21 protein-coding genes are annotated in these 22,482 nt (G+C 69.2%); 4 read left to right on the forward strand and 17 right to left on the reverse strand.

All coding sequences use genetic code 11. From position 1 onward, the window contains the following. Positions 1-658: 658 nt before the first annotated feature. The 12 genes from L942_RS23440 to L942_RS23495 form a co-directional block, all read right to left on the reverse strand. Positions 659-1,261 (reverse strand): DUF3558 domain-containing protein, encoded by a 603-nt coding sequence (locus tag L942_RS23440; protein ID WP_037364216.1) that lies wholly within the window; start codon positions 1,259-1,261, stop codon positions 659-661. A gap of 206 nt (positions 1,262-1,467) precedes the next feature. Continuing rightward, a complete protein-coding gene (locus L942_RS23445) occupies positions 1,468-2,265 on the reverse strand; it encodes an ESX secretion-associated protein EspG (protein WP_235079355.1) in 798 nt (265 codons plus the stop codon). An 11-nt stretch (positions 2,266-2,276) separates the two neighbouring features. Continuing rightward, entirely contained in the window at positions 2,277-3,650 is a 1,374-nt protein-coding gene (locus L942_RS23450; protein WP_037364221.1) for a hypothetical protein, read from the reverse strand. A 42-nt stretch (positions 3,651-3,692) separates the two neighbouring features. Then, the gene (locus L942_RS23455; RefSeq protein WP_037364224.1) at positions 3,693-4,301 is read right to left on the reverse strand and encodes a DUF3558 domain-containing protein; all 609 of its coding nucleotides are present in this window, start codon (positions 4,299-4,301) and stop codon (positions 3,693-3,695) included. Between the two features lie 7 nt (positions 4,302-4,308). Further along, a complete protein-coding gene (locus tag L942_RS23460; protein ID WP_081655193.1) occupies positions 4,309-4,671 on the reverse strand; it encodes a hypothetical protein in 363 nt (120 codons plus the stop codon). A 196-nt stretch (positions 4,672-4,867) separates the two neighbouring features. After that, complete coding sequence (rplI, locus tag L942_RS23465) at positions 4,868-5,332, reverse strand: 50S ribosomal protein L9 (protein ID WP_037364230.1); 465 nt, start codon at positions 5,330-5,332, stop codon at positions 4,868-4,870. Between the two features lie 14 nt (positions 5,333-5,346). Further along, positions 5,347-5,595: a 30S ribosomal protein S18 gene (gene rpsR / locus L942_RS23470; protein ID WP_037364233.1), complete on the reverse strand. Its 249-nt coding sequence runs from the start codon at positions 5,593-5,595 to the stop codon at positions 5,347-5,349. 35 nt (positions 5,596-5,630) lie between these two features. After that, a complete protein-coding gene (locus tag L942_RS23475; protein ID WP_037364236.1) occupies positions 5,631-6,152 on the reverse strand; it encodes a single-stranded DNA-binding protein in 522 nt (173 codons plus the stop codon). 30 nt (positions 6,153-6,182) lie between these two features. Then, on the reverse strand, positions 6,183-6,506 hold the full coding sequence (rpsF, locus tag L942_RS23480; RefSeq protein WP_106964995.1) for a 30S ribosomal protein S6: 324 nt from the start codon (positions 6,504-6,506) through the stop codon (positions 6,183-6,185). A gap of 101 nt (positions 6,507-6,607) precedes the next feature. Further along, complete coding sequence (locus L942_RS23485) at positions 6,608-7,534, reverse strand: hypothetical protein (protein ID WP_037364240.1); 927 nt, start codon at positions 7,532-7,534, stop codon at positions 6,608-6,610. Positions 7,535-7,613: 79 nt separating this feature from the next. Further along, positions 7,614-8,510: a hypothetical protein gene (locus tag L942_RS23490; RefSeq protein WP_037364242.1), complete on the reverse strand. Its 897-nt coding sequence runs from the start codon at positions 8,508-8,510 to the stop codon at positions 7,614-7,616. Between the two features lie 166 nt (positions 8,511-8,676). After that, complete coding sequence (locus L942_RS23495; protein ID WP_037364244.1) at positions 8,677-9,504, reverse strand: hypothetical protein; 828 nt, start codon at positions 9,502-9,504, stop codon at positions 8,677-8,679. Positions 9,505-9,607: 103 nt separating this feature from the next. Between L942_RS23495 and L942_RS23500 the strand changes: the two genes are divergently transcribed. Further along, the gene (locus tag L942_RS23500) at positions 9,608-10,381 is read left to right on the forward strand and encodes a deoxyribonuclease IV (RefSeq protein WP_037364247.1); all 774 of its coding nucleotides are present in this window, start codon (positions 9,608-9,610) and stop codon (positions 10,379-10,381) included. Between the two features lie 45 nt (positions 10,382-10,426). Here the strand turns inward: L942_RS23500 and L942_RS23505 are convergent, their stop codons facing one another. Both L942_RS23505 and L942_RS23510 read right to left on the reverse strand, forming a co-directional pair. Continuing rightward, positions 10,427-11,995 (reverse strand): glycosyltransferase family 87 protein, encoded by a 1,569-nt coding sequence (locus tag L942_RS23505; protein WP_037364250.1) that lies wholly within the window; start codon positions 11,993-11,995, stop codon positions 10,427-10,429. Between the two features lie 35 nt (positions 11,996-12,030). Then, positions 12,031-13,098, reverse strand: coding sequence for an ROK family transcriptional regulator (locus L942_RS23510; protein ID WP_037364252.1), 1,068 nt, complete (start codon positions 13,096-13,098; stop codon positions 12,031-12,033). 57 nt (positions 13,099-13,155) lie between these two features. Here L942_RS23510 and L942_RS23515 point away from each other — a divergent pair, with 57 nt between their 5' ends. Then, positions 13,156-14,214, forward strand: a complete 1,059-nt coding sequence (locus L942_RS23515) for a Gfo/Idh/MocA family oxidoreductase (protein ID WP_037364410.1) — start codon at positions 13,156-13,158, stop codon at positions 14,212-14,214. 66 nt (positions 14,215-14,280) lie between these two features. Here L942_RS23515 and L942_RS23520 read toward each other — a convergent pair whose 3' ends face one another. The 3 genes from L942_RS23520 to L942_RS23530 form a co-directional block, all read right to left on the reverse strand. After that, positions 14,281-16,596, reverse strand: coding sequence for a transglycosylase domain-containing protein (locus L942_RS23520; RefSeq protein WP_200862901.1), 2,316 nt, complete (start codon positions 16,594-16,596; stop codon positions 14,281-14,283). A 432-nt stretch (positions 16,597-17,028) separates the two neighbouring features. Further along, positions 17,029-19,932, reverse strand: a complete 2,904-nt coding sequence (locus L942_RS23525; RefSeq protein WP_051166176.1) for a transglycosylase domain-containing protein — start codon at positions 19,930-19,932, stop codon at positions 17,029-17,031. A 91-nt stretch (positions 19,933-20,023) separates the two neighbouring features. After that, on the reverse strand, positions 20,024-20,425 hold the full coding sequence (locus L942_RS23530) for a DUF5318 domain-containing protein (protein WP_037364255.1): 402 nt from the start codon (positions 20,423-20,425) through the stop codon (positions 20,024-20,026). Between the two features lie 244 nt (positions 20,426-20,669). On the opposite strand from L942_RS23530, the gene L942_RS23535 reads away from it, so the two are divergent. Both L942_RS23535 and L942_RS23540 read left to right on the forward strand, forming a co-directional pair. Then, entirely contained in the window at positions 20,670-21,227 is a 558-nt protein-coding gene (locus L942_RS23535) for a PadR family transcriptional regulator (RefSeq protein WP_037364258.1), read from the forward strand. Positions 21,228-21,292: 65 nt separating this feature from the next. Further along, complete coding sequence (locus tag L942_RS23540) at positions 21,293-22,381, forward strand: inositol-3-phosphate synthase (RefSeq protein WP_037364261.1); 1,089 nt, start codon at positions 21,293-21,295, stop codon at positions 22,379-22,381. Positions 22,382-22,482 lie beyond the last annotated feature (101 nt).

Below are 22,482 nucleotides of genomic sequence, written 5' to 3' on the forward strand. Positions count from 1 at the left end.
CCTGTTCGAGTATGCCGGAGTCGGCCCGGCTTTCCCACCCGTCCGCCCGGTCCTCTTCGATGATGGACCGGTCGGTTCCCCGCGCCGGTGACCGCCACGCGGAGCCACCGGGAGTACTGAGCGCGAACGCACGCTAGATCCCCCGGAAGGACGAGCGCAATTCCGGGTGTTGACCGTGCTGTGGACAACCTGTGGATGACTGGCGGCAACGAATCACAGGTGTCCGTGAGCCTGTGGACAAAGTGGGGACAGTGCGGATCGGCCCTATCAAACCCGCAGGTCAAGGCCTGTGTAGAGACTGTGGAGAACTTCCCGAAAACTCGTCCGGCGTGTCGCGTCGAACTGCTTCTTCGGCGTGTCGCGCGCCGGTCCGTCCACCACCCTGTGGATGGTTGCTACGCACGGTAGATCACCGACCCGATAGGCTGAACGAAGGAGAATTCCCCACGCGGCCCAGCCGACGGCTGCACACAGTGAGCGACCAGGCAAAACCGCAGGTTAACCGCATGCAAACGCGAAACCGGGTGGGATTCACCGGCTGGACACCTCGCGGTGCCGCGCCGGGGAACCCCACCCGGAGTAACACTCGGGGCGCTCAGCCCAAGGCGCTTAGCGCAGCCGTTCGGAGATCCTGATCGCTTTGCCAGAGGAATGACGATCACGACGCCTGCTGGAGATGCCCGATCATCGCGGTAGCGAACTTCTTCGCGACGGCGCAAGGGTCCTTTTTGTTCGAACCCATGCTGATATTCGGCAGGACCGAGACAGCGAGCTGATCGGTGACGCCGACCCAGAGGGTGCAGATGCCGTTCGCGCGGCTGTCCTCGGTACCAGCGAAGACGGCCGGGTAGCCGTTGACCGTGGTGGGTTCGAAGTAGGCCTGCTTGGCCTTCTGGTCGTAGATGTCGCTGATCCCGCGCTTGTTCTGCTCGATCGGCGTGTTGTTCACGAAGTTCAGGTTGCTTCCGGAGGAAGTCCAGCGGCAGCCGTTCAACACCCCGGTGCTCTTCTCGCCGGGATACTTGAGGCCGACCTGTTCTGCCTCCGAGGCGCTGAGCACGCTGCACGGATTGGCGATCAAGTCCTTGGTAGGCAGCGGGGCAGGCACCTTGGGACCCGAGCCGCCACTGTCGGCTGGAGCGCTTGAGCCTGCACTGCCCGGCGGCTGAGCAGTTCCTCCGGCCCCACCGCAGGCGGAGGCGGCGAACAAGCCAATCGTGGCAACCGCAGCTGCGGCGAGCCGGACGGTGCGGTGCGGCATTTGGTGCTCAGACTTCCTTTGCCAGCTGGTTCTTTGATGGCCGAGTCAACCTCGTCCTAGCGTCCGCCGCCCGGTCGACAGCTGCTGGGCCAAGGTAGCGTGATCCGGCAGAAGCGCAGGTCAAACGCGAAACCGGGTGAGGTTCGCCGACCGGACACCTCGCGGTGCCGTGCCGGGAACCCCACCCGGAGTAACGCTCGGGGCGCTCAGCCCAAGGCGCTTTGCGCTTGGCGCAGCCGTTCGGAAATCGCCTGCATCGTGCCGGGCGTGAACACGATCAGCGAGTCCTGTCCTGGCCGCTCCTCCATCAGCCAGCGGCCCTCGCTGGTGTCGATGAAGTTGACCGGCTTCGGGATGCGTCGCCGCCGTCCGCCGTTCGGGCGGGCCGCGACGTAAAGTGCGCCGCTGCCGGTGCGCGGCAGCTTGAGGATCCGCTGGATCTCCTTGAGCGGGGAAACCTGCTCGGTGCGCTGCCCGCTCTGCATGATCGAGCCCTGCGAAACTTCATCCGACCCGGCTGACCGGCCGCTCTGGTATTCGCTGCGGCTGGTGATCAGCGGCTGCCCGCTCGCCGGCTTGCCCGCGGGCAGGAGATCGAGGAACGTCTGCAGCAGCAGGTCCGGCCGCTGACGCGACACCGTGACGGTGTTCTCGCCGATGATCCGGAGCAGCCCGAAGCCGCCGCCGTTCCCGCTGCCGCACAGCACCGAGTAGTTGCCCGGGCTGCCGTCTTCGAACGTGCCGTCGAACCAGCCGTAGAACTCCAGGTGCGGATGCGAAATGGACTCGATCAGCGCGAGCAGATCGCGGTCCATGCCGCGCGGTCCCATCAGGCCGGACTCGGTCAACGCCTCGTTGACCTGCTGGTCCAGCTTCCGTTCGGCGTCCGGGTCGTGGAACACCGGGGTCTCGGCGATGGCCTGATGGGGCTCACCGCCCCGACGCCGGATCAGGTTGTACAGCGTCGGGAGGGTGAACTTGGTGGGTCGGTCAAGCGTGATCACGTCGGTCGGCCTCATTCACCGATGACCGGCGGAACGGTCAGCTGGTCGGAGCCGAAGAGTTCGTTGGAGTCCTCTTCCACCAGGTACTTCGTCTGGTGCTCCTCGTCCTCCTGACCCTTGCCGCCCTTCGCGCCGGCACCCATGCCGCCCATGCCGGCCGCACCGGGCTTGCCCGCCGCGCCGCCACGCATGCCGGAGCCCATGCCGCCCGCACCGGCGCCGCCGGCCATCCCGCCCGCGGCCGCACCGGATCCGGAGCCGCCGGGACCGAAGCCCGCGCCCGCGCCGAACGCACCCGGACCGAAGGCAGCGCCGGCACCGGAGCCCGCGCCGCCACCGCCGCCGGGACCGAACTGGCCTGCCCCGCCGCCGGGACCGAAGGCGCTCGGGCTGAACTTGCTCGGGTCGGTCGTCGGAGGCGTCCAGCCCGAGGTGGTCACGCCGTCGTTCCCGCTGCCGGGGTAGTGGCCGGTCGGGTCGGTCACGCCGCCGTGGCCAGGACCGCCCGGACCACTCGGGCCGCCGGGGAAAGTCGTGTGCGGCGGGGTGCCGGGCGGATTGGTCGGGGTGAACTTGGGCGGATCCATCTTCGGCGGGGTGAAGCCGCCGCCTCCGCCGCCGGGGCCGCCGCCGAAGTTGCCGCCGGAGCCGCCCGGACCGCCGCCGAAGTCGCCCGGACCGCCGCCCGGGTTGGAGATGTTGTTGCCCTGCCAGGCGCTGTACTGCGGCAGCTGGCTCGCGTTCTGCCCGCTGGCGTTGAAGTAGTTGGTGTAGGCCTGGACGTTCGCCTTGCCGGTCTCGTTGTACTGGTTGATCTCGTCGTCTTTGTCGCTGAACGGGTTGATCCCGTCGACGAACCCGGCGTGCGGCGGGTCCTTGGCGATCTCCTGGACCTTGCTCTTGACCGTGGAGAAGCAGTCGACCTGGGTGTTCAGGTACGTGTGGCTCTTGCCGAGGTTGTTGACCGAGTCCTGGAGCCAGACACCGAGCGGGTGCGCGCCGGCCTGTGCCGCGGTGGCACCACCGCCCTGCCAGGCGGCGTCCATCTTCTTGTTCAGGTTGTCGATCTCGGTGACCCGGTCGTTGTGCACGGTCTTGAGATTGTTGGCCGCGCTGACGCCGGTCTGCAGCGACGAGCTGTCGCCGACGTGGATTTTCTCCCAGATCGTGCGCGCGTCGATCGAACGGCCGCCGAGGTCCGCCTCGGCGAGCTTCGCGTCCGGACCTCCGCTGAACAGGCCGACGAGGCTGCCGACCAGCGCCCCACCCGCCGCACCGACCGCGGTGCCGATCACCGGCACGACTGAACCGACCGCGGCGCCGGCGACGGCACCGCCTGCCGCGTACTTCAATTCCTTGCCTACGGTGTTGGCGTCATTCCCCATGATGAGCCACTCCTTCCGAGCCGGGCACCGGCCGCCGGGCGGTCATGCCGCCTTGAGATGTTTGACCACTGCGCCCGCGAACTTCTGCGCGAGACCGCATGGGTTGCTCTTGTTCGGGCCGACCCCGATCGCCGGAATCACCGCGACCGCGAGCTGGTCGGTGACCCCGAGCCACAGCGTGCACGTGCCGGAAGGACGGCCGTCCTGGGTATCGGCGTAGACGCCCGGATAGCCGTCGACGGTAACCGGCTGGAAATACGCCTGCCGTGCCTTCTGGGCGTAGATGTCGCTGATGCCGTGCGGGGTCTGCGATGGAGACACTCGCAGACCGATGGAGTTCTGGGCTTCGTCGGCCGACCTCCAGTCACAGCCGGGAACCTGCCCGGTGGCCTTTTCTCCAGGTGCGACCAGCCCGAAATCGGTCGCTTCGGCGTTGGTCAGAACCTTGCAGGGGTTGTCGCCCACCAAGTCCTGGGTGTTCAGCGGAGCGGGAACCTTCGGGCCTGACCCGTCGCCCGCTGCTGTCGAGCTGGCGGCGGCGGAAGAAGGCGGAGTGTTTCCTCGGCCGGGGTTTCCTCCGCCGCTGCATGCGGTCAGCAGACCGAGAGCGGCGACGGCAGCGGCGGCAATCCGGGTGGTGCGGTGCGGCATGGGCAGCTCAGACCTTTGTCTTGCTTGCGGCGTCGCGTGCTTCCTGCTCGGCGACGGTGATTTTGTTTTTGGCGGCCTTCAGTGCGGTGATGAAGTTCGTCACGTAGTCGACCATGCGCTGGTGCTGCTCAAGCAGGGTCTGCCCGGAAGGGTTCGCGCCTTTGTCGATGAAGTCGTTGCTGGCGAACTCGTCCGCCGGACGCTTGACGTCAGCGATGAACCGCGCGTCGGTGAGATCCTTGTTCAGGTTCACCCGCAGGTCTTCCCACTGCTTGATGACCGAGTCGACCTCGTCCTCGCTGAACTTGTACCCGCCTGCCGTTCCGTAGCCGCCGACCATGATCGGCGCGGGCGGTGGTACGTCAGACATCCCGGTGACCCCCTTTGGCACAGTTCTCGCTCCCCAAGCGGCGAGATCAGCAAGTTGGATGGTAACGCACGCCAGTTGGTTCCCGCTGCGCGTTCAGTTGTTTCGAGAGTTGGCCCCGAGCTGCGGGAAGACGCCGAAAACGAGACCGCCCCCGGGACGATCTCCCGGGGGCGGCTTCGCGGAAAAGACGCGAGCGTCAGTTGGCGGCCACGGCCTTGACCTCGAGCCGGAGGTCCACCTTCACGTTCGGGTGCAGGCGGGCGTTGACCGAGTGCTTGCCGACCGTCTTGATGTGGTCGCGCAGGTCCAGGACGCGCTTGTCGAGCAGCGGGCCGCCCTGGGCCTTGATCGCGTCGACGATTTCGCCGGCGGTGATGGAGCCGAAGAGCTTCTTCGAGCCCGCCGCGGCCTTGCCGGTCAGCTGGATCGCGCCGAGGCCCTCGAGCGTCGCCTTGATTTCCTTGGCGTGGTCGAGGTCGCGGATGCGGCGGGATTCCTGTGCGCGCTGGATCGTGCGCACGTTCTTCTCCGCACCCTTGGTGGCCACGATGGCGTAGCCGCGCGGCAGCAGGTAGTTGCGGGCGTAGCCGTCCTTGACCTCGACGATGTCGCCGGGGCCGCCGAGGTTCGCCACGTCCGTGGTGAGAATGATCTTCGCCATGACTAGTGCTCCCCTCAGCGCGCGGTGGACGTGTAGGGCAGCAGAGCCATCTCGCGCGAGTTCTTCACCGCGATGGCGATGTCGCGCTGGTGCTGGCTGCAGTTGCCGGTGACGCGACGGGCACGGATCTTGCCGCGGTCGGAGATGTACTTCCGCAGCAGGTTGGTGTCCTTGTAGTCGATCGCTTCCGGACGGCCCTTCTTCTCGGCCTTGCAGAACACGCAGACCTTCTTCTTGGGCTTGCGAATGGGTGGCTTGGCCACTGGTGTACTCCTGGAATTCTAGAAAGAGAATGAGATCAGAACGGGGGTTCGTCGGAGAAGCCTCCGCCGCCACCGCCCGCGGGCGGGGCCGAGCCCCACGGGTCGTCGGCGGGCGCGCTGTTGCCTCCGCCGCGATTGCCGCCTCCGCTGAAGCCGCCTCCGCCGCCGAAGTCACCACCGCCGCCGCCACCGCGGCTGACCTTGTTGACCTTCGCCGTCGCGTAGCGCAGCGAGGGGCCGATCTCGTCGACCTCGAGTTCGACGACGGTGCGCTTCTCGCCTTCCTTGGTCTCGAACGACCGCTGCTTCAGCCGCCCCTGCACCACCACGCGGGCGCCCCGCGTGAGCGACTCGGCGACGTTCTCCGCCGCCTGCCGCCAGATGTTGCAGCGCAGGAACAGCGCCTCGCCGTCCTTCCACTCGCCGGTCTGCCGGTCGAGCGTGCGCGGGGTGGACGCGACGGTGAAGTTCGCGACCGCCGCCCCGGACGGGGTGAAGCGCAGCTCCGGGTCGGACGTGAGGTTCCCGACCACGGTGATGACGGTGTCTCCAGCCACGGATGGCGTCCCTTCGGAATCGGGCTCGGATCAGGCCTTGGCGGGCGCGGGCTTGGCCGCGGCCTTGACCTCGCGGCGCATGACCTTGGTGCGCAGCACGGTTTCCTGCAGCGACAGCTGGCGGTCCAGTTCCTTGACGGCCTCGGCCGACGAGTTCAGGTCCAGCAGCGCGTAGATGCCCTCGGCGTTCTTCTTGATCTCGTACGCCAAGCGACGGCGGCCCCACACGTCGACCTTCTCGACGCTTCCGCCCGAAGTGCGGATCACGTTGAGGAAGTTGTCCAGCGTGGGCGCGACCGTGCGCTCGTCGAGCGTCGGGTCCAGGATGACCATTACCTCGTAATGGCGTGACATAACCACTCACCTCCTATGGGCTCGCGGTCACGGCGCTTCCGTGACAGGAGGGTTTGTCCAGGTAAGCGTACCCGGCGGGTCCGACAGTCCGGCGCGGCGGGTCAGCTGGCGCGGCGCAGCACCCAGGTGCGGACGAGCCCGGCGGTGACGCCGGCCAGCACGATCACCGCGAGCAGCATCGGCAGCTGGACGTCCGAGGCTCCGCCCTGGCTCGCCAGCGCTTCGGCGTTGCCCGCGTTGCGGATGTCCGGGCCCTGCTGTCCCTGCGGGTCCTGGCCGGCCGACGGCTGCTGCGGCAGCGCGCCGGAACCGGGCAGGGAGCCGTAGCGCGCGCCGGGGGCGATCGCGGTGCCCAGGACGCCCGGGGTGCCCGGGGTCGCGGTCGGGATGTTGCCGTAGTCGCGCGGCGGGGCGATCCCGGTCGAGCCCGGCTGGTAGTTGCCGAGCGGGTTGCCGCCGCCGCTCTGCGCGGGCGCGGCGCCGTTTCCGTTCGACGGGGCGCCGCCGTTCGACGGGGAGTTCGGGGACGACGGCGCCTGGTAGTTGTTCGCCGTCGTGGTGAGCCCGCACGCGGACGCGACCCCGCTGCGGATGCCGTTCAGCACCTTGGTCTTGGTGTCCGGCAGGACGCCGAGTCCCCACTCGTCCTTCAGCGCGTTCGCGACGACCTGGCCGATCGCGTCGCCGCTGATCGTGCCGCCCGCGGCGTTCGGGATCGAGCCGACCGGCAGGTTGCCCTTGTTCGCGATGGCGTTGGCCAGCGAATCCGGCCACACGGTCAGCAGCCGCCAGAAGTTGACCTGGTCCTGGGCCGACTTGCGGACGATCTCCTTGACCGCCGAACCGGGGACGGCGACCGAATCGCCCATGCCGCCGGTGACCGCGCCGGTGCACTGGTTCGCGAGCGTCGTCGCCGCGGACGCGGTGCCGGTTCCCAGGAACGTGCCGCCGGTGAAGAGGGCGGCGAGAGCGGTGACGGTGAGTGCTCGACGGGTTCGCTTCCAGGTGGGGAGTTTCCGCACGAGCACTATCCTCCGGGGTCCGCGGGCATGGTTCGTCGCATCTAGGACAACGAATGGACTCCGGCAAAGATACTGGTGAGTTGGCTTAACCTGCAGCGGCCATTCGGCGGAGTACCCAGGTGCGGACCAGGCCCGCGCTGACTCCGGAGAGTGCCAAAACTGCCACCAGAACCGGCCAGTCCAACCCGTTCGTGTGGTTTCCGCCGGTGCCCGGCAAGGCTTCGGCGTTACCGGCGTTCTGGACCGTGCGGTCGCCGCCTGACGAGCCGTCCGGGTTGGAAAGGCCGTATTGCGGCGCGTAACCCGGGATCTGGCTGCCGTATCGCAGCGACGGCGACGGGCTGAACAATCCGGCCATCGCCATCGGGATGCCGCTGTAGTCGCGCATCGGCGCGTAGCCGGTGCTGTAGCCGTACGACAGGTCGCTGAAGTTCGGCAGGAAGGCCGAGAACGGCGCGGCTCCTCCGCCGGCGCCGCCGTAATCGCCGAGCACCGGGCTGGTCGAACCGGGCATCTGGGACTGCTGCTGTCCGGGCGAACCACCCTGCTGCGGGCTGCCGCCGTTGCCGCCGGACGGCGGTTGCTGCGGGTTCTGCCCCGGGCTTTGCTTGCCCGGCTGGCTGCCGCTGAGGGCCTGGCCCGCCGCGGCGACGCCCTGCTGGACCGCGTTCGCGCCGCCCGCGACCGCGCCGTTGACCGCGCTCGCGGCCGGCGGGCCGACCACCGGGACCGGCGCGACGACCGTGTTGACCACGTTCACCGTGACTTTGCAGAGCGCGTCGACAGTGCTGGTGAGAACGCCGGAGGCCTGGCCGACGATGCCGAGGTCGAGCGGGAGACCGAGTAGAGGTGTGGCCTGGATGTGGTCACCCGGTTTGGCCGTGATGGTGGAACCGCACTTAGCGGTCAAGGTGTCCGCCGACGCGGTGCCTGGTGCGGCGAGCGCGGCCGAGCCGGCCAGGACGAAAGCGGCGGCGCCCACCGCGGTGGCCCTCCGTGCCCGGTGCTGCTGCATGGCCGTCGACCCTTTCGCCGCGTCCGTTGTACCTGCCTCCCTGTGGACAACGACGGTAACGAAGACGAGTGACGCCCGCCTCCCCTCCGAGGTCAGGCATTCGGGTGGAAGCGGGCGCTACTCAGGGTGAGAGTCAGGCGGGCTTGCGGCGCAGCCACGCGCGCACCAGCGCGGCGGCCACCATCGCGAGCGCCAGCACGGCGATCAGCAGCGGGAGCCGGGCGGGCGGGGTGGCCGCGGGCAGAGCTTCCGCGGTGCCGGACTTCTTCGCGTCGACCGTCGGCGCCTGGCCCTGCGGCAGCTGGCCGGGGACGACCTGGGTGACGATCGGGGCCTGCACGAAACTCGCCGGGAGCATCGCGGCCCCGGTGAAGATGCCGGACACCGAATCGAGGCCGGACAGTCCGCCGGCCGACGTCACCGGGCCGAGCGTGTCGCCGCCGGGAGCGGGCTGGCCCGGACCGCCGGGTCCGGGCGCTGGGGACGGCGGGTTGGGCGTGGGGTTCGGCGGCTTGGGGGTCGGCTGCGGCGGCCCTGGGATCGGGTTTCCGGGAAGGCCGCCGACCAGTCCCTGGGTGGCGTTGCCGACGCCGTTCGCCGTGGCCTGCACCATCGGGCAGGTGTCCTTCGCGGCCGTGTCGCCGACCACCGGGACCTCGCCGACGCCCAGCGTGCGCACGGTGTCGCCGACCGGGAGGGTGAGCAACGTGTTGTTGCCGTCGCTCTGCTTCGCCTTCGAATCGAGGCCGACGGTGACCCGGTTCGGCGCGTTGAGCGGAGCGCCCGCGTCGAGCGCGAGGCCAGCGCCGTTCTTGCCGTTCCGCAGCGTGGATTCGCAGTCGCCGCTCACCGTGGGGCTCGGGTCCGCGGCGGCGGCGGCGGGGAAGGCCAGAGCCGCGGAAAGCAGCGGCGCCGCGAGCGCGACCCCCAGTGAAATCGTCCGTCCAGCGCGTTTCCGCATGCCTTTCCTCCCCCGACTGGATCACGGAACGCGCTCACGGTACTCCACGAGCGTCACCAACTCAGGCGGAAGGGGGAGATTCGCCCGGTAGTAGCGTCAGGGCATGCAGATTGGCGCCCATGTCCGCGACGACGATCCGCTGGCCGCCGTCGCCGAGCGAGAAGCCGACGTCGTCCAGTTCTTCCTCTCCGACCCGCAGGGGTGGAAGGCACCGAAACCGCATCCGCACGGCGAGGAGATCAAGGCCTCCCCGGTCGAGGTGTTCATCCACGCGCCGTACCTGATCAACGTCGCGTCCAAGAACAACCGGATCCGCATCCCGTCCCGGAAGAACGTCACGCAGCACGCCGACGGGGCCGCCGCGATCGGCGCGAAGGGCCTGATCGTGCACGGCGGGCACGTCGGCGCGGGCGACGACGTCGAGGAGGGCTTGGTCAACTGGCGCAAGCTTTTCGAGCGCGAGGCGGAAAAGGGCGGCTTCGCGGTGCCGATCCTGATCGAGAACACCGCGGGCGGCGACAACGCGATGACCCGCGAACTCGACGTGATCGCCCGGCTGTGGGACAAGGTCGGCGAGTTCGGCGCGGGCTTCTGCCTCGACACCTGCCACGCCTACGCGGCGGGCTGGGATCTCTCGACCGCGGTGGAGAAGGTCAAGGCCATCACCGGCCGGATCGACCTGGTGCACTGCAACAACTCCCGCGACGAGCACGGTTCCAACCGCGACCGGCACGCGTCGATCGTCGACGGCGACGGCACGATCGAACCGGAGCTGCTCGCCGAGGTCGTGCGCCAGGCGGGTGCGCCGGTGGTCGTCGAAACCCCGGGCGAAGGACAGGCCGCCGACATCGCCTACCTGCGCAAACAGCTCTCCTGAGGCCTGGGAAGGACTCCTCGCGGCAAGCCGGGAGTCCTTCCCGGATCACGCGACTGGCTGCTGAGCGGGAGTGCGGGGGCGGCGCAACGGCGCGAAGGTGACCTTGTCGCGGGTCCGCTCCAGCACGCCGCCCGCCGGGTCGTCGTCGCCGGAAAGCCGGACCAGGTCGGTGCGCGGACGGTAGATCTCGCGGAGCACCAGCACGCAGATCCCGGCGACGGCGAGGTCGCGCAGGACCACTCCGCCGAGGAACCAGCCCGCCGGCAGTCCCTTGTGGTCGACGCCGAGGTAATAGAACATCCGGGGCGCCCACACCGCCGCGTCGAGCACCATCCAGCCGAGCAGCAGCCGCCAGCGCGGGATCGCCAGCACCGCCAGCGGGACGAGCCACAGCGAGTACTGCGGGCTCCACACCTTGTTCGTCAGCAGGAACGCCGCCACGATGAGGAAAGCCAGCTGCCCGAACCGCGGCCGTCGGGGCGCGGTGAGCGCGACGTAGGCGATTCCCGCGCAGCAGGCCAGGAACAGCACCGCGACCACGATGTTCAGCACGGTCGGCGGCTGTCCTTTTTGGAGCACGCCGTCGAAGCCCGCCCAGCCGGTGGCGTAGGAAACGACGTTGTAGAGCGAATCCGGATCCATCGGACGCAGCGTGTTGAGCCGGAAGAATTCCCACCAGCCGCGGGGCGCGGCCACGATGAACGGGACGTTCACCACCAGCCAGGCCAGCACGGTGAACGCCGCGGTCCGGCTCCACGCGCGCAGTTTCCCGGCGCGCAGGCACAACAGGAACAGCACGCCCAGCAACAGCAACGGATACAGCTTGGTGGCGACGCCGAGTCCGAACAGGACACCGGCGACCTCCGGGCGTTTCCGCGACCAGGCCAGGATCCCGGCGGCGGCGGCCGCGGTGGCGAGCGCGTCGAAGTTCGTAAAGGTATGGACCAGCACGAGCGGCGAGATGGCGACGAGCACCGCGTCCCACGGCCGGCGTTTCGTCGTCCGCCCGGTCGCCCACACCGTGACCAGCCAGGCGAGCGCGAGCCAGAACGCGGTGATGTTGAAGTAGATCGCCACCGGCAGCGCGCCGGGCAGCCAGCCGGCGTTCGCGACCGCGGTCCAGGCAGCCGCGAGCTTCGCGTTGATCCACTGGAACAACCCGGTGACCACCGGGTACTCCATGTACCGGGTCTGGTTCTCCGCGGTCTGCGAATCCTCCTGCCACGACGTGACGTAGGGGAAGGTGTGCGAATCGTCGAGCTTTTCCGAGCTGTAGAGCGGGACGATGTCGGAGTAGCACATGGCGACGAACGGGCGGCCGGACCGCCAGTCGAGCTGGAGCGCCCCGTTGGAATCGCTGTACTGCTGGATGCACGACGCCTTGCCGAACCAGCACACCACCAGCGCGAGCACGGCCATCGCGAGCCCGACGCGCTGCGGCGACCAGAACCACTGCCTGCCCACCGCCGCGTGCTCGCCGAGCGGGCCGCCGACGGGTCTCGTCGCCGCGGCCACCAGCGGGTCGTGCCGGCTGGGGGCGATCCGCTCGGCCGGGGTGAGCGTGCGGGGAGCCGAATCCGGCTCGTCGGCGGCGGGGTCGGAGACGCGGGACACGTCGGGATGCTATCGGTCCGCGAGTGGGGTGCCGGTCATTTCGGATCCTCGTAAAACCCGGCAAGCACCTCGAATGCGGCGCCGAGCGCGACCGCTTCCTCGTCGAGGTCGCTCAATTCGACGTCGATGCGCTGCCAATACGGCACCGGCAGCAGGTCTCGCAGCTGCTGCGAGACCGTTTCGCGGTAGATCTCGGGCGCGCCGCGCACGGTCCGTCCGAACAGGACGATCCGTTCGAGATCGAGCACCTGCACCAGGTCGGCGAGTCCGATGCCGAGCAGCCGGGCGGCGTCGTGCGGGGTGCCGGCGGCGCGGTGCATGACCTCGACGCAGCCGCGCCGTCCGCAGGCGCAGCGCGGTCCGGCGTAGGCGATGGTGGTGTGGCCGAATTCACCGGCGTTGGTGCGCGGGCCCCGGTAGACGCGTCCGTCGATCAGCAGGCCGACACCGATTCCGGTGCCGACGAGCACCACCGCCGTCGCGGCCGCGGTTTCCTCCGGCCAGGCGTGCGCGAAGGCGGCGGAGTTGGTGTTCTTGTCCAGCGTGACCGGCAGGCCGGTGCGTTCGGCGAGCAGGTCGCGCAGCGGGACGTCGTGCCAGCCGGGCATGTTGGTGGCGTCGCGGACGCGGCCCGCGTGGTGGTCGAGCGGTCCCACCGCGCCGACGCCGAGCCCGAGCACCCGCGCCGGATCGACGTCGGCGACCAGTTTGCGCACCCCGTCGGCGATCGCGGTCACCGCGGTCTCCGGGCCGAAGCCGACCGGCAGCGGGCCTTCCACGATCTCCTCGACCTCGCCGGTCAGGCCGGTGCGCAGGACGAGAAAGCCGTCCCGGTCGAGCTGCGCGCCGAGGGCGCAGCGGGCTTCCGCGCGCAGCCGCAGCATCGTGCGTGGTTTGCCGACTCCGGCCGCGGGCGCGCGTTCGACGTCCAGCAATCCTTCCGGAAGCAGGTCGGACACGATTTTCGACACGGCCTGCTGGGTCAGCCCGGACCGCTGTGCCAGCTCGACCCGGCTCAGCCCGCCCGCGCGCAGGATGTGCCCGAGCAGCAGCGCGCGGTTGTGGCGGCGCAGCCCGCGCAGGTTGACGCCGGTTTCCGCCATCGATAGATCATCGCGGACGGGTGGCCTATTACGCAACAGTGTTGTTTAATGGCGGTCATGGCTGATGACGCGCGGGTCGGCATTCTCGGGTACGGAATCGGCGGCCGGGTTTTCCACGCGCCGCTGGTCGCGGCGACGCCCGGGCTGGTCCCGGCCGTGCTGGTGACCGCGAACCCGGACCGGGCGGCGCAGGCGCGCGCCGAGCATCCCGACGCCGAGGTGGTCCCGGACGCGGACGCGCTTTTCGCCCGTGCGGGTGACCTCGACCTGATCGTGGTGACCACGCCGAACCGCACGCACGTGCCGCTCGCGCTGCGTGCGATCGACGCCGGGATTCCGGTGGTCGTGGACAAGCCGTTCGCGCCGACCGCGGCCGAAGCACAACAGGTCGTCGACGCGGCGAAAGCCAACGGCGTCGGGCTCACGGTCTTTCAGAACCGCCGCTGGGACTCGGACTTCCGCACCGTCGGCAAGGTGCTCGAGTCCGGCCGCCTCGGCACCGTGTTCCGTTTCGAATCCCGTTACGACCGCTGGGTGCCGAAGATCAAGGACAACTGGCGCGAGTTCGGCGACCCGGCCGAGGCCGGCGGTCTGCTCTACGACCTCGGCGCGCACATCGTCGACCAGGCACTGCAGTTGTTCGGTCCGGTCACGCAGGTTTACGCGGAGGTCGACCGCCGCCGCCCCGGCGTCCAGGTGGACGACGACGTCTTCGTGGCTCTGCACCACGAGAACGGCGTGCGGTCGCACCTGTGGTCGTCCGCGCTCGCCGGTACCCGCAACCCGCGTTTCCGCGTGCTCGGCGATCAGGCGACCTTCACCAAATACGGCCTCGACGTCCAGGAACCGCAGATCAAGGCCGGTCTCCGTCCCGGCGACGAGGGCTGGGGCGTGGAGCCGGAAAGCGACGCCGGTGTGCTCGGTGTGAACGACGACACCGAAACGGTGCCGACCGAAACCGGTTGCTACGAAGCGTTTTACATCCAGGTCCGGGACGCGCTGCGCGGTGAAGCGGAGTTCCCGGTGGACCCGGCGAGCGCCGTCGAGGCGTTGCGCGTGATCGAAGCCGCGCACCGCTCGGGTGCCGAAGGCCGCGTGGTCACCCTCGGCGGCTGACGCCGCCCACTGAACGGCCGTGGCCGCGACGGCCTCCCCCCACCGTCGTGGCCACGGCCTTTTTCGTCACTCCTGCGGCGGATCCTCGCCGGTCGACGGACCGCCGCTGGGCGGGTTGTGCGACGACGGCTTGCCCGACGGCCAGTGCGGAAGCCCGCTCGGCCAGTGCGGCTGGCTCGGCCCGCCGGAGATCGGCCCGCCGTGGTCGTTCCCGTTGCCGGGATCGTCCGGCTCGTTGCCGTTGGTCTGCGGCGGCGGTTGCTCGTCGCCCGCGTTCTGGTCGCCCTGCTGCTGCGGCGGGGCCTGCGCGCCGATCAGCGCCACCTGGTCGAACTTCTCGGCGGGCTTGCCCTTGAGATAGCCGTCGAGGAACTTCTGCCACATCGGACCGGCGATCGTCGATCCGTAGATCGGCGACGTGCCCGGACCGTGCAGCGCCTGGTCGCCGTCCGCGCCGACCCACGCGGCGACCGAGACCGACGGCGTGTAGCCGACCATCCAGGTCTGCGCGTTCGCGTTCGCCGCCCACGCCGGCTCGCCCGGCCGCTTGGTGTGCTGCTGGGTACCGGTCTTGCCGGCGCAGTCGTGGCCGGACGGGCACTTCAGGTGCGAGAAGTCGATCACCGGGCCGAGCGCCATGGTCACGTTGCCGGCGATCTGCTTGCTCTTGTCCGCGCTGCTGTCGAACGCGGGCTTGCCCGGGCTCGGCTGCGCCTCGTAGGCGACCTCATTCTGTGCGTTGGTCACCTTCTGCACGAAGTGCCGGTCGCGCTGGACGCCATTGGCGGCGAAGGTCGCGTACGCGCTGGCCATGTCAGCGGGGGTGATCTGGGTGTTTCCGCCGCCGAGCGCGATGTTCGCGTCCTCGGTGGAAATCAGCGACTGACCGCCCTTGTCCTTGGTCTTCACGCCGGCTTCCTGGGCGGCCTGCCCGACCGGTCCGGGATGCGTCTGGTTCAGCACCATGTCGTAGAACACCGTGTTCGCCGACCGTTTCATCGCCTCGGCGACCGTGCACTGTCCGGAGCAACTGGAGCTGGGACCCGCGTTGCGCACGACGCGGCCGTCGAAGACCCGGTTGTTGCTGCCGTCGAAGGTCTCGTTGATCCCCTTGCCCATCTTCAGGAAAGCGGTGAGGTCGAACGCCTTCATCGACGAACCGGGGTTCTGCGGCGTGTTCGCCCAGTCGCGCGCGCCCTGCTTCTTCCCGTTCACTTCGACGGTCGCCGGCCCGCCGTAGTACGCGAGCACCCCGCCGGTCTTCGGATCGACCGCCACCAGCGAATCGAGCAGCCGATCGTCCGTCTGGTCCTTCAGCGCGTCGGTCGCGGTCTTCGTCGCGAGCTCTTGCGCGCGCTTGTCGATGGTGGTCTGGACGATGTAGCCGCCCGCGTAGTACTTGTCGTCGTCGATGCCGTGCTGCGCCAGTTCGGCCCGCACCTGGGCGGTGATGAACTTGTAGGGCGCGTTCGAGTCGTCCTTCGATTCCTCGAGCGGGATCACGTCCGGGAACTTCGCCGCTTGCCGCTGCTGCGGGGTGATGTATTTGTTCTCGAGCATCCGGTCGAGCGCGGTGTTCCAGCGGCCCTGCGCCACCTTCGGGTTCTCCGAACGGCCCGGCTGCTGGATCAGCCCGGCCAGCAGCGCGGCCTCGGAGTAGTCCAGCTTCGAGACGTCCTTGTGGAAGAAGGCCTGCGACGCCGCGCCGATGCCGTACGCCCCGCGCCCGAAGTAAATGATGTTCAGGTACGCGGTGATGATGTCCTGTTTCTCGTACGTCTGGTTCATCTTGAAGGACTTCGCCAGCTCGGTCCATTTGCGGGTGAGCGTCGGGGCGTCGTTGTCGGTGGCCTTCTTGATGTACTGCTGCGAGATCGTGGACCCGCCGCCGGTGCCGCCGGTGAGGTTGTTGAAGACCGCGCGGAGCAGGCCGGTGACGTCGAAGCCGGAGTTGGTCTCGAACGTCGAGTCCTCGGTCGCGATCACCGCGTGCTTCACCACGTCCGGGATCTGCTGCGGGGTGAGGATCTGCCGGTTGCCGCCTGAGGGCACGTCCTTGCCCATCGGGCTGCCGTCGGCATACAGGTAGGTGACGGCCTGGTTCTGGCCCTGCGCGACGCTCTGCGGCGAGGGCACGTCGACCAGGAAATAGGTGATCACGAAAGCGATCGCCGGCAGCACGATGAAGAGGCCGACGAAGGCGTACGCACAGCGCCGGATGATCTTCCAGCGTCTCTTCTTGCGCTGCGCGGGCGTGCGGCCCTTCTTGTCCAGGTCCTCCGGCGGATAGCCGTCGTCCGGGCCGAGCGGTCCCTCGTCGCGGTAGCCGGCGTCCCGATAACCAGGATCGCGGTAGTCGTCCTCGATCATCCGGTGCGTCATCAGCTCCGGCTCGCGCTGCGGCGGCGGCACCGGGCGACGGCCGGGCGGCGGCGGACGGCGGCCCGGCGGCGGAGAACCCGCCGGACCGGTCGGGCCGGCGGCCGGACGCTGCGGGCCGCGCGCCCACGGCGGCGGCCCGGGCTGGGACGGGGGTGGTTGACGCCGCGGGTCGGGATCCCGGTCGGGCCAGGAGCGGCTGCGGTCGTCGTTCACTGCGGATCCTCTTCTCGGACACGGGCAGCCTGCGGACGCAGAAGGCCCTCTGTTGACCAGACGCGGCGACCCCGGCCGAGGTTCACTCTCCTGGCCGATCCCCTCCGCGGGGGAGGAAACCGTCGGTGAACCTACCGCACCCCCTGCCCGGCGGTACCGGCAAAAAGAGGCTCCTCTCCGGGGGTGGAGAGGAGCCTCTTCGCGGGGGTCAGGCGCGGATCAGCCGGTGCGCCGCGGCGGTTCGCCGTTCACGACGGGACCTCCGCCGCTGCCCGGATTGCCGGGTTCGGTGCCGCCGCCGAAGATGCCGCCCGGCCGGGTCGGGCTGGTCGTCGTCGAGGACGTCGGGTGCGAAGAACTGGTCGGCGGCTCCGACGACGAGGACGTGGTGGACGGCGGCGGCGGTTGCTCGCTGGAGGTCTGCCGCGGCGGCGGGGCCGTCTTGCTCGACGTGACGACCTCGTCCGCGTCCTTGCCGATCGGCTGCACCTTGTCGAACTTCTCGTCCGGCTTGTCCTTCAGGTAGTTCGTCATGAAGTCCTGCCAGGCCGGGCCCGCGATGGTCTTACCGAAGATCGGCTTGCCGTTCTGGTCGTGCAGCGGCTTGTTGCCGTCGCCGCCGATCCAGATCGCGGCCGCCACCGACGGGGTGTACCCGACCATCCAGGTCTGGGCGTTGCGGTCCTTGTACGAACTCGGGTCGCCCTCTTGCGGGTCGTACTGCTGGGTGCCGGTCTTACCCGCGCATTCGTGTCCGCTCGGGCACTTCAGGTGCGATTCGGCGATCACCGGGATGAGCGCGTCGGTGACGTTCCCGGCGATCTGCTTGCTCTTGTCCGCGTTGTCGTCGAACGCGGGCTTTCCCTGCCCGTTGGTGTCGTCGAAGATGACCTCGTCCTGGGAGTTGGTGAGCTTCGCGACGAAGTGCTGGTCGCGCCGCACGCCTCCGGAGGCGAACGACGAGTACCCGGCGGCCATGTCCTCCGGGGTGACCGCGGTGGCGCCACCGCCGAGGGCGATGTTGGCGTCGCTCGTGCCGAGCTTGGCCTTGCCCTTCGGCGCGGGCTGCACGCCCGCCTCCTTCGCGGCTTCCGCGACCCGGGCCGGCTTCGTCCAGTTCAGCACCATGTCGTAGAACACGGTGTTCGCCGAGACCTCCATGGCCTTCTTGACCGTGCACTGCGGACCGCAGCTGGCGCTTTCGCCCGCGTTGCGGACCACGCGCCCGCCGAGTTCCCGGTTGTTGGTGCCGTCGAAGGTCTCGCCGAGCCCCTTGCCCATCTTGAGCCAGGCGGTGAGGTCGTAGGCCTTCATCGACGAACCGGGGTTCTGCGGGGTGTTCGCCCAGTCCGTGGCGAGCGTGTCCTTGCCCTGGTCGTTCTTCACCGTGGTCGGCCCGCCGTAATAGGCGACCACGCCACCGGTTCTCGGGTCGATGGCGACCAGCGCTCCCCGGAGGTTCTCGTCGGTCTGGCCCTGCATGTTGTCCTGCACGGACTGCACCGCGAGCTTCTGTGCGTTCGGGTCGATCGTGGTGTAGATCTTCGCGCCGGTGGAGTACAGCTTGTTCTCGTCGTAGCCCTTGGCGTCCAGCTCCTGCATGATGCGCTGCTGGATGAAGTAGTCCAGGGTGCCCGCGTCCTGCTTCTTCTGCGCGTCGCGCGGGACCATCGTGGGCAGCTGCGCCGCCTTGCGGTCGGCGGGCGAGAGCCAGTGGTTGGCCACCATCTGGTCCATCACGTAGTTCCACCGCTTCTGCACGTACGCGGTGTCGCGATCGCGGCTCGGGCCCTGGATCATCCCGGCGAGCAGCGCCGCCTCGGAGGCGTTGAGCTGCCCGACGTCCTTGCCGAAATACGCCTTCGAGGCGGCGGCGATGCCGTTCGCGCCGCGGCCGAAGAAGACGATGTTCAGGTAGCCGGTGATGATGTCCGATTTGGACGCTTCGTTGTTCAGCTTGAACGACTTCGCCAGCTCGGTCCATTTGCGCGTCAGCGTCGGGGCGTCGTTTTTGGTCGCCTGCTTGATGTACTGCTGCGAAATGGTCGAACCACCGCCGGTGCCGCCGGTCGCCTGGTTGAAGACCGAACGCAGGATCGCCATCACGTTGAAGCCGGAGTTGGTCTCGAAGGTCGCGTCCTCCGCCGCGTAGACGGCGTGCTTGACGACCTCGGGCACCTGGTTGGGCTGCAGCAGCTGGCGGTCGCCGCCCTCCGGGACCGAACGGCCCATCACCGATTTGTCGGCGTAGTAGAAGGTGATCGGCTGGCTTTGCTGGGCGAGCACTTCCTGCGGCGAGGGCACGTCGACCAGGAAATAGGTGATCACGAACGCGATCGCGGGCACCACGACGAACAGGCCGAACATCGCATACAGCACCCGCCGGACGATCTTCCACCGGCGTTTGCGGCGCTGCCTCGGCGTGAGGTCGGCCTTGCTCTTCTTGCCGCCCTCCTGACCTTCCGGGTCGTCCTCGAAGTCCGCGTCGTCCGAGTACTGGGCGAGGCGCGTTTCCTCGTCGTACGGGTCGTGGTCGTCGTACCGGTCGTCGTAAGGCGCGTAGCCGTTGTGCGCGGCATGCGTGATCAGGTCCGGTTCGCGGTCGGTCTCCGGATAGGACGGCGGAGGCGGCGGCGGGACGCGACGGCCTTGCGGCGGCCGTCCGCCCGGCGGCGGTTGCCGCAAACCTTGGGTGGCGTTCCCGTTGGGGCCGCCGTTCGGAACGGGACGGCCGCCCGGAGGCTGGCGACGCGGCGGCGGCGCGCCCTGTCCGTCGAGGATCTGCGACGCACGGGTGGCCGAACCGCGGTCCTGCGGGCCGGGTCCTTGCGGCGGACGGCCCTGCGGGGCGCGGTTCTGCGGGGCGCGCTGCGGACGGCGCGGCTCGTCGGCGGCGGGCCACTGCGGAGCGCCTTCGTCGCCGCTCGGCCATTGCGGTGCGGCGTCGGCACGCGGGGCGCGGGGCGGGCGCGGCCCGCCGGCGGGAGGACGGCGGGGCGGCGCGGGGCGCCGGGGGGCGTCATCGGCGGGCCAGGCGGGACCGGGGTCCTCCTGCGGGCGCCGGGCACGGCGAGGTGCATCTGGCTCCTGGCTGGGCCAGGAGCGGTCGCGGTCGTCGTTCACGAATGGGCCTCCGAGGGCTGCACTGCCGGCGCCGTCGTCCGGGACGAACGGCGGCGCACCGCCCTGCGTTCTGCAGCGGTTGTGGTACTCGTCACTGCCCGGCAGTCCTTCGCGGCCGGGTCGGCTGGGGCTCTCCCGTGCCGAGGACGTAGGACAGGACCAGGTGGTTCCAATGGCACGTCCGGCACACCTCTACGTCATAGACGGTGAATTCCGCGAAAATCCCGGACATCCGGGTCAGTTCGGCGGGGGTGCGTGCCGATCCCGAGACGTGCTTGAGCTCGTCGCCGTACACCCAGGAGACGAGGTGCAGCGGGGCCCGGCGGCACATCGGGCAGGCCCGGTCCTCGGGTCTGCCGTGGAATTTGGCCGCGCGGAGCAGGTACGGGCTCGCGTCGCAGACCTCGTGGTCTCCGACGCGTCCGGAGCGGACGCCGGCCAGCAGCGCACGGCGCTGCAAGGCGTAATCCACAACCTGCCGCTGGTTTCGCACGAGGACAGAGTACGGGCTCTTGCTGTGCCCGCGGTGCCCCCTGCTTTCCCGCACCCAGGGCGACCGCTCGGACACGCCGAAAGTTTGCTAACGCTCTGGTCACGGATCGCCGGGCGCGTGCTGGTCGCGGGTTACTTCCGCCACTTCGATGTATCGAGGCGATATACTCGGCGAGTAGGTTGGCTGAGCCGGTCCCGGTGATCAACGAGGCTGGCCGCGGCGTATTCCCGGAATGGGGTGTGGTGTGCTCGAACTCGCGATCCTCGGATTGCTGCACGAGGCGCCCATGCACGGGTACGTGCTCCGCAAACGTTTGCACGAGACGCTCGGGATGTTCCGGACGTTCTCGTACGGCTCGCTGTATCCGACCCTGCGCCGGCTGCTGCGGGCCGGCTACCTCGTCGAGGAGTTCGACGAGGCGGACGACCGGGCGTGGTCCCGGCGCGGCCGCCGCGTCTACAAGCTCACCGCCGAGGGCAAGGAACGCTTCGCCGAACTGCTCGGCGACGCGGGACCGCAGACGTGGGACGACGAGGGATTCGGCGTCCACCTGGCGTTCTTCTCGCGGACACCGGCCGACGTCAGGATGCGAATCCTGGAAGGCCGCCGCCGCCGCGTCGAAGAGCGGCGCGAAGGTTTGCGGGACGCGCTGGCCAGGGCCGAGGAAAAGATCGACCGCTACACCCGCGAGCTGCACCGGCTGGGGCTGGAGTCGAGCGAGCGGGAGGTGCGCTGGCTCAACGAGCTGATCGCGCACGAACAAGCCGAGCAGCGCGGCCCGGAGCAGCCGGGACTGAGTTGAGCGGCGGCCGCAACGGGGCGGCAGACCTGCAGATGCAAGTGAATGAGATTGAAGGAGAAACCGGCATGGGCTCCAACCGCCGCGTTCGGGTGGCCATCGTGGGCGTCGGCAACTGCGCCTCGTCGCTGGTCCAGGGCGTGCAGTACTACCGTGACGCGGATCCCGGTACGCGCGTCCCCGGTTTGATGCACGTCCAGTTCGGCGACTACCACGTGCGCGACGTCGAGTTCGTCGCCGCGTTCGACGTCGACGCGAAGAAGGTCGGCCGGGATCTCTCGGAGGCGATCTCCGCCAGCGAGAACAACACGATCAAGATCGCCGACGTGCCGCCGCTCGGCGTCACCGTCCAGCGCGGCCACACCTACGACGGTCTCGGCCGGTTCTACCGCGAGACCATCGAGGAGTCCGACGAGGCTCCGGTCGACGTGGTCGCCGCGCTGCGCGACGCGCAGGTCGACGTGCTCGTCTCCTATCTTCCCGTCGGGTCCGAAGAGGCCGACAAGTTCTACGCGCAGGCCGCGATCGACGCGGGCGTCGCGTTCGTCAACGCGCTGCCGGTCTTCATCGCCTCCGACCCGGAGTGGGCGAAGAAGTTCGCCGACGCGGGCGTCCCGATCGTCGGCGACGACATCAAGTCCCAGGTCGGCGCCACTATCACGCACCGCGTGCTGGCGAAGCTGTTCGAGGACCGCGGCGTGCAGCTCGACCGCACGATGCAGCTCAACGTGGGCGGGAACATGGACTTCCTGAACATGAAGGAGCTGGAGCGGCTCGAGTCGAAGAAGATCTCCAAGACCCAGTCGGTCACGTCGCAGGTGGACCGCGAGCTCGGCAAGGGCAATGTCCACATCGGACCGTCGGACTACGTGCAGTGGCTCGACGACCGCAAGTGGGCCTACGTCCGGCTCGAGGGCCGCGCGTTCGGCGACGTGCCGCTGAACCTGGAGTACAAGCTCGAGGTGTGGGACTCCCCCAACTCGGCGGGCATCATCATCGACGCGGTGCGCGCGGCGAAGATCGCCAAGGACCGCGGCATCGGCGGCCCGATCCTGTCCGCGTCGTCCTACTTCATGAAGTCGCCGCCGGAGCAGTACGACGACTCGACCGCACGCGACGCGGTCGACGCCTTCATCCGCGGCGAAGTGGAGCGCTGACCCAGCCTGAAGGTGAACGTACGTGAGGGGAACCCTGAGGGAATCAGATTCCCTCAGGGTTCCCCTCACGTCTATTCACCGGGGTCACGCGGCTTAAGTTC

It is taken from the genome of Amycolatopsis orientalis DSM 43388 (assembly GCF_000411975.1).
Taxonomy (GTDB): Bacteria; Actinomycetota; Actinomycetes; order Mycobacteriales; family Pseudonocardiaceae; genus Amycolatopsis; species Amycolatopsis orientalis_D.

Excerpts from the sequence above, each read along its gene's own strand:
- L942_RS23540 (WP_037364261.1), top strand. The coding sequence starts at position 21,293 with ATGGGCTCCAACCGCCGCGTTCGGGTGGCCATCGTGGGCGTCGGCAAC.
- L942_RS23510 (WP_037364252.1), bottom strand. The coding sequence starts at position 13,098 with ATGGCGGAAACCGGCGTCAACCTGCGCGGGCTGCGCCGCCACAACCGC.
- L942_RS23460 (WP_081655193.1), bottom strand. The coding sequence starts at position 4,671 with ATGTCTGACGTACCACCGCCCGCGCCGATCATGGTCGGCGGCTACGGA.
- L942_RS23495 (WP_037364244.1), bottom strand. The coding sequence starts at position 9,504 with ATGCGGAAACGCGCTGGACGGACGATTTCACTGGGGGTCGCGCTCGCG.
- L942_RS23500 (WP_037364247.1), top strand. The coding sequence starts at position 9,608 with ATGCAGATTGGCGCCCATGTCCGCGACGACGATCCGCTGGCCGCCGTC.
- rplI (WP_037364230.1), bottom strand. The coding sequence starts at position 5,332 with ATGGCGAAGATCATTCTCACCACGGACGTGGCGAACCTCGGCGGCCCC.
- L942_RS23440 (WP_037364216.1), bottom strand. The coding sequence starts at position 1,261 with ATGCCGCACCGCACCGTCCGGCTCGCCGCAGCTGCGGTTGCCACGATT.
- L942_RS23455 (WP_037364224.1), bottom strand. The coding sequence starts at position 4,301 with ATGCCGCACCGCACCACCCGGATTGCCGCCGCTGCCGTCGCCGCTCTC.
- L942_RS23520 (WP_200862901.1), bottom strand. The coding sequence starts at position 16,596 with ATGACGCACCGGATGATCGAGGACGACTACCGCGATCCTGGTTATCGG.
- rpsF (WP_106964995.1), bottom strand. The coding sequence starts at position 6,506 with ATGTCACGCCATTACGAGGTAATGGTCATCCTGGACCCGACGCTCGAC.
- L942_RS23515 (WP_037364410.1), top strand. The coding sequence starts at position 13,156 with ATGGCTGATGACGCGCGGGTCGGCATTCTCGGGTACGGAATCGGCGGC.
- L942_RS23450 (WP_037364221.1), bottom strand. The coding sequence starts at position 3,650 with ATGGGGAATGACGCCAACACCGTAGGCAAGGAATTGAAGTACGCGGCA.